This is a genomic window from Gluconobacter sphaericus NBRC 12467 (assembly GCF_006539125.1).
In the GTDB taxonomy this organism is placed as follows: Bacteria; Pseudomonadota; Alphaproteobacteria; order Acetobacterales; family Acetobacteraceae; genus Gluconobacter; species Gluconobacter sphaericus.
Genome location: NZ_BJMK01000065.1, coordinates 1 through 4,786, shown reverse-complemented (window position 1 = coordinate 4,786; position 4,786 = coordinate 1). Strand labels below are relative to the sequence as shown.

5 protein-coding genes and 1 pseudogene are annotated in these 4,786 nt (G+C 53.0%); 2 read left to right on the top strand and 4 right to left on the bottom strand.

What is annotated here, in order from left to right; genetic code table 11:
* From GSP01_RS15345 to GSP01_RS14320, 3 genes and pseudogenes are all read right to left on the bottom strand, one after another.
* Window positions 1–420, bottom strand: a pseudogene (locus GSP01_RS15345) (transposase); the annotation flags it as partial.
* A gap of 125 nt (window positions 421–545) precedes the next feature.
* Window positions 546–953, bottom strand: coding sequence for a VOC family protein (locus tag GSP01_RS14325; RefSeq protein ID WP_141354616.1), 408 nt, complete (start codon window positions 951–953; stop codon window positions 546–548).
* Window positions 950–1,576 (bottom strand): glutathione S-transferase family protein, encoded by a 627-nt coding sequence (locus GSP01_RS14320; RefSeq protein WP_141354613.1) that lies wholly within the window; start codon window positions 1,574–1,576, stop codon window positions 950–952. The genes GSP01_RS14325 and GSP01_RS14320 overlap by 4 nt, the downstream gene beginning before the upstream one ends.
* Before the next feature lie 130 nt (window positions 1,577–1,706).
* Between GSP01_RS14320 and GSP01_RS14315 the strand changes: the two genes are divergently transcribed.
* Window positions 1,707–2,603 carry a LysR family transcriptional regulator gene (locus GSP01_RS14315; protein WP_141354611.1) on the top strand — a complete coding sequence of 299 codons (897 nt, stop codon included), beginning with the start codon at window positions 1,707–1,709 and terminating at the stop codon, window positions 2,601–2,603.
* 412 nt (window positions 2,604–3,015) lie between these two features.
* On the opposite strand, the gene GSP01_RS14305 is transcribed toward GSP01_RS14315, so the two are convergent.
* Window positions 3,016–3,909 carry a LysR family transcriptional regulator gene (locus GSP01_RS14305; protein WP_141354609.1) on the bottom strand — a complete coding sequence of 298 codons (894 nt, stop codon included), beginning with the start codon at window positions 3,907–3,909 and terminating at the stop codon, window positions 3,016–3,018.
* 100 nt (window positions 3,910–4,009) lie between these two features.
* Here GSP01_RS14305 and GSP01_RS14300 point away from each other — a divergent pair, with 100 nt between their 5' ends.
* Window positions 4,010–4,771: an SDR family NAD(P)-dependent oxidoreductase gene (locus GSP01_RS14300; protein ID WP_141354605.1), complete on the top strand. Its 762-nt coding sequence runs from the start codon at window positions 4,010–4,012 to the stop codon at window positions 4,769–4,771.
* The last annotated feature ends 15 nt before the right edge of the window (window positions 4,772–4,786 follow it).

The window sequence follows — 4,786 nt, the reverse complement described above, 5'->3', positions numbered from 1 at the left end:
GGTTTCATCCACTTGGACGTGATTGCCTATGCCGCCATCCTTTTTGAACAACCATGCTTCACGTATACGCTGCGCGAGGAACCAAGCTGACTTCTGCGTGATACCGAGTTCGCGAGCCATTTGTGTTGAAGGAATGCCTTTGCGCGCCGTGGTCATCATGTAAATTGCCATAAGCCACTTGTGCAGCGGCAAGCGACTTTCGGCGAGGACAGTTCCAGTGCGGACACTGAAATGCTGACGGCAGTCGCGGCAGCGATAGGGCATCGGCCTGTGATTCTTGACCTCGGCCACCGAAAAGCTGCCGCAATGAGGGCAGGAAACTTTGTCATTCTAGCGGTTTTGTTCAAAATATTTCCGTGCAGCCTCCTCGTGCGGGAAGCGCTGGAAAAACTGATACAAACTGACGGTTTCGGTAGCTATAAAACATAACTAGCCGTTAATTATTTCGTTGCCAACAATGTTTTGGCTAGATATGTATATAGGACCAAAATAAAAAATGTATACTACACCTATTGCTACGTCATCCTATTTTGTAGGCCATTGTATTACTTGAGAATTTCATTAAATTCTAGGACGTTTCCGTCCGGATCGCGAACGAAACAGACGATGCGTCTGTCGTGCCCCATCTGGACTGGTCCTTCCGTGATGGCGATCTGTTCCCGTTCCAGCCAGTGCACCAGATCCGCTATGCTCTCAACAATGAACGCCGCATGCGTATATCCCGGACGTTTGACGGGAACGTCCATAAGAACATTCCCGGCTGGATCTGGCACGCCATTGAAAATGAGATGGATACGAAGTCCGGATGGGTGGTGTAGCCCACAGGCTTTCACGGCCGGAGCGAACTCTTCCGGGTCGCGGATGAAGCCGAATTTGGCATAGAACCGTTCAGAAACGTCAAGACTTGTCACACGAATACCAACATGATCGAACGTCAGGTGCGCGAAATTCATTGTCCACATCCTGTTTCCAGGCCAGCTACAGTTTTCTGAAGTGGGACAAAGCCTTTCAGGTTCTCCACACGTTGCAGCCAGACAGCAATCGCATCATATCCAGAGAGATCAACATTTCCCTCCGGTGCTCTTGCGATATAGCTGTAAAGAGCGATGTCCGCGATCGTGGGCTGCTGGGTTCCTGCGATCCAGGTTCTGTCCTTCAGGGCGTGCTCGATAACTCTAAGTGTGTCGTGAGCGCGCTGAATGACTTCTGTCGTATCAAAAGATGCTCCAAAGACTGTCACCAAACGTGCAGCACAACATCCATACGCAATCTTTCCCGCTGCCACGGACAACCAGCGCTGAACTTCGGCCTCTGTCACGGTGTCCTCCGGCAGCCAATGAGACGGACCGATTTTCCGTGCCGCATATACAAGGATGGCATTGGAGTCCGGAATAATGATGCCACCATCTTCCAGGACGGGAATTTCCCCGAATGCATTCAGCTCCAGAAATTTTGCAGTTTTCTGCTCACCTGCGGCAAGGTCAACAGGTTTCAATTCATGAGGCAGGCCAGCAAGATTGAGAAAGAGATGCGCTCGATGCGCATGTCCTGAAAGGGGATGATAGTAGAGTTTCATAGGGACTCCCGAAGGAACGACTGAACCGATGCATTGTCTTTCCACGGAACGCAGCGCGGGATAATCTATCAATAAAGCAGTTCACTATTGTGGTTTTCACTCACAATCTACCGGAGCTTAGGAGAGACCTCTGATCGACCTTAAGACATTACGGATCTTCATGGCCGTGGCCGATCAGGTCAGCTTTGTTGGCGCTTCCCGGAAACTAGGTCTTTCCGCCACCACGGTGACCCGGACGATCCAAAGCCTAGAAACGACCCTCGGGCTCTTTCTGTTCAACCGTACAACACGCTCTGTTCATCTAACGACGGAAGGCGCGGAGTTTCTGTCCCGGTGTCGCGCGGCGATTTCTGATCTAGATGATGCGGTCGCCATAGCACGAGGCGCGGGGGCCGCAGAGCCCCAAGGGGTATTATCTATTACCGCTCCAGTTGTTTTCGGGCGTCTACATGTTCTTCCCGTTGTCACGGGGCTTCTGAACTCCTGGCCAAAACTGACTGTACGTCTCTTCCTGACTGACCGGGTTGTTCATCTTGTGGAGGTAGAAATCGATCTCGCCATTCGGATTGCCCCGCCGCAGGACAGTGCCTTGAAAATGCAGAAAATTGGTGAGGTCCGGAAAGTCTTTGTTGCCAGCCCAGCTTATCTTGCACAGCATAAAGAGCCACAAAGTCTCGAGGATCTCGCGGCACACAGCCTCATCGATATTGATGAATGTGCAACTGGACATTCGGAATGGCGAATAGGCGGAAAAAATGTCCCTTCAGTAAGAATTTCACCCCGCCTTTCCGTCAATAGCGTCGACGCGGCCCTTGCGGCGGCCAAAGATGGCCTCGGTATTACCAGGGCGCTATCGTATCAAAACCATGATTTTATCGAAAAAGGACAGCTTCGCAGGGTTCTGGAAGACATTCCTACGTCTGCATTACCTGTGTTCATGCTGTTTCCCTCTAGAGAGCGCCAGACTGTTAATGTTCGAATGTTTCTTACCGCCATGAAGGAACGATTTATGACAGGTAACTTCTAATAAACGCCCCAATCACAAATGACGGGTTCAAAAAACCTCAAGTTCACAAGAAGAATTCGCATATAAAATCGGCATAGCGGCCTATCCAAAAATCGAATACTATAAAGTTATAAAGTTCTGGATCCGGTCGCGTGTGTCTTTAACTGATCAGAAATCACAGACCGACTGTTCGTCCAAACAGTCGGCATCGCGCGAGCCACCATGATGATCGGGCTTATCAATGTCGTTTACAATAGACCCTTCCTATAGAGAATGATCGTCGCGACATAGCAATTCAGAAAATGCTAACTTCAATCTGCTCAATAGGCAGATTGAAAGCGACCTCAAAAACCATCAATCAAGTCACAAAAAGCCTGAGATCACGACACAAGCACATCAAACTACGTCTTTTCGATCCCTCCACCTCACGCCGTTAGAGAAATGAGCGCGAATCAATAATTTCCACCAGCCAGTCGACAAAGACACGCACACGGGGAGAAAGTTGTCTGTTGCTCGGATAGAGCACCGAGAGCGGTGTAGGTGTCGGGGGAAAATCGGGCAAAACCTCAATCAACCTGCCATTCGCCAGATCATCAAGGAAGCGGTAACGTGGAGCCTGCACAAGGCCAAAACCTTGCCGCGCGGCCGCGGCACTGGTTTCAGCCCCGCTGACCAGGAGTGGCGTCGGCAGTATTATCTCGATCACTTCGTCTTCGTGCGTGAACTCCAGCGGCAGGGGCTGGCCGGTGCGCGACGATACGAAGCCGATCATTTGATGGCCTTCAAGGTCCTCTGGTGTCGCGGGTATTCCATGCCGCGCCAGATAGTCTGGGCTGGCTACGGTGACTTCTTCCATGACCCCCAAGGGCCGAGCCACCATATCGCTGTCGGTAAGATGGCCGGCCCGCACAACGCAATCCACGCCCTCCCGGACCAGATCAACAAACCGTTCTCCCTCTCCGAGGTGAACGGTCAGGGCAGGATGCCGTGCCAGGAATTCAGGCAGTGCCGGCAGTAGGATGGTACGCGCGAGATAGCCGACGGCATCCACGCGCAAAATGCCGGAAACAGTGCCTGCCGCGTCACGATCCGCATCCTCGAGATCAGCCAGAATCGCAATGCATCGCCGATAATAGGCGCTCCCTTCCACCGTGGGCCTGACGTGACGGGTCGAACGTTGTAGCAATCGGGTGCCAAGTCTGCCCTCCAACGCCTTGATCGCAGCAGTTGCGACCGGCCGCGAAACACCACAAGCGGCTGCCGCGGCACTGAAGCTGCCACGGTCAACAATGCGGATAAAAAGATCAAGCGTAGCAAGTCTGTCCATGGGATTGTTTCATGATGCAAAACAATGCTTTCGGAAAGTACGATCTTATCGAACGGGAGATGGAATGAGCAATATGGGGTCTCATCAAGGGGAGAGTCTCATGCCTGCAGTCAAAACAATTGCCCTCGTCACCGGTGGAAGCCGTGGCCTGGGGCGTTCGACCGTCGAAGCGCTTGCCCGACGTGGTGTTTCATCGATCTTTACCTATCACGCCAACAAAGCGGCTGCGGACGCGGTTGTCGCGAGTGTCGAACACAGCGGGGCCCGCGCTGTGGCCCTGCAACTCGATACAGGCGAGACGTCTGCCTTTCCGGCTTTCGCCAATGAAATGCGAAGCGTGCTGGGCGAGTGGGGCGCTGAGCGTTTCGACTATCTCGTCAACATGGCTGGGACTTCGCACAGTGGCCTATTCGGTGAGGTGACGGAAGAGGATTTTGACACTGCTTACCGTATTCACGTCAAAGGTCCATTCTTCCTGACACAGACTTTGCTGCCATTAATCGCGGATGGCGGTCGGATCGTGAACATCTCTTCCGGGTTAACCCGTTTCTCTTACCCTGGCCGGATCGCCTACGCCTCCATGAAAGGGGCTGTAGAAGTCATGACACATTACATGGCCAAGGAACTCGGCCCACGACGCATCGCCGTCAATACAGTTGCACCCGGCGCTATCCAGACGGATTTTTCAGGGGGTGTCGTACGGGACAATCCGGACGTGGCCCGGCACGTCGCGGAAGCAACTGCACTTGGGCGGCCAGGCCTGCCAGATGATATTGGTCCGATGATCGCATCGCTGCTGTCCGAGGACAATCGTTGGGTCAATGCACAACGGATCGAGGTCTCCGGTGGCCAGACTATCTGAGCGCAAGTCGCCAGT

Coding starts and splice junctions, on each gene's coding strand:
- GSP01_RS14320 (WP_141354613.1), bottom strand. CDS start 1,576: ATGAAACTCTACTATCATCCCCTTTCAGGACATGCGCATCGAGCGCAT.
- GSP01_RS14325 (WP_141354616.1), bottom strand. CDS start 953: ATGAATTTCGCGCACCTGACGTTCGATCATGTTGGTATTCGTGTGACA.
- GSP01_RS14300 (WP_141354605.1), top strand. CDS start 4,010: ATGCCTGCAGTCAAAACAATTGCCCTCGTCACCGGTGGAAGCCGTGGC.
- GSP01_RS14305 (WP_141354609.1), bottom strand. CDS start 3,909: ATGGACAGACTTGCTACGCTTGATCTTTTTATCCGCATTGTTGACCGT.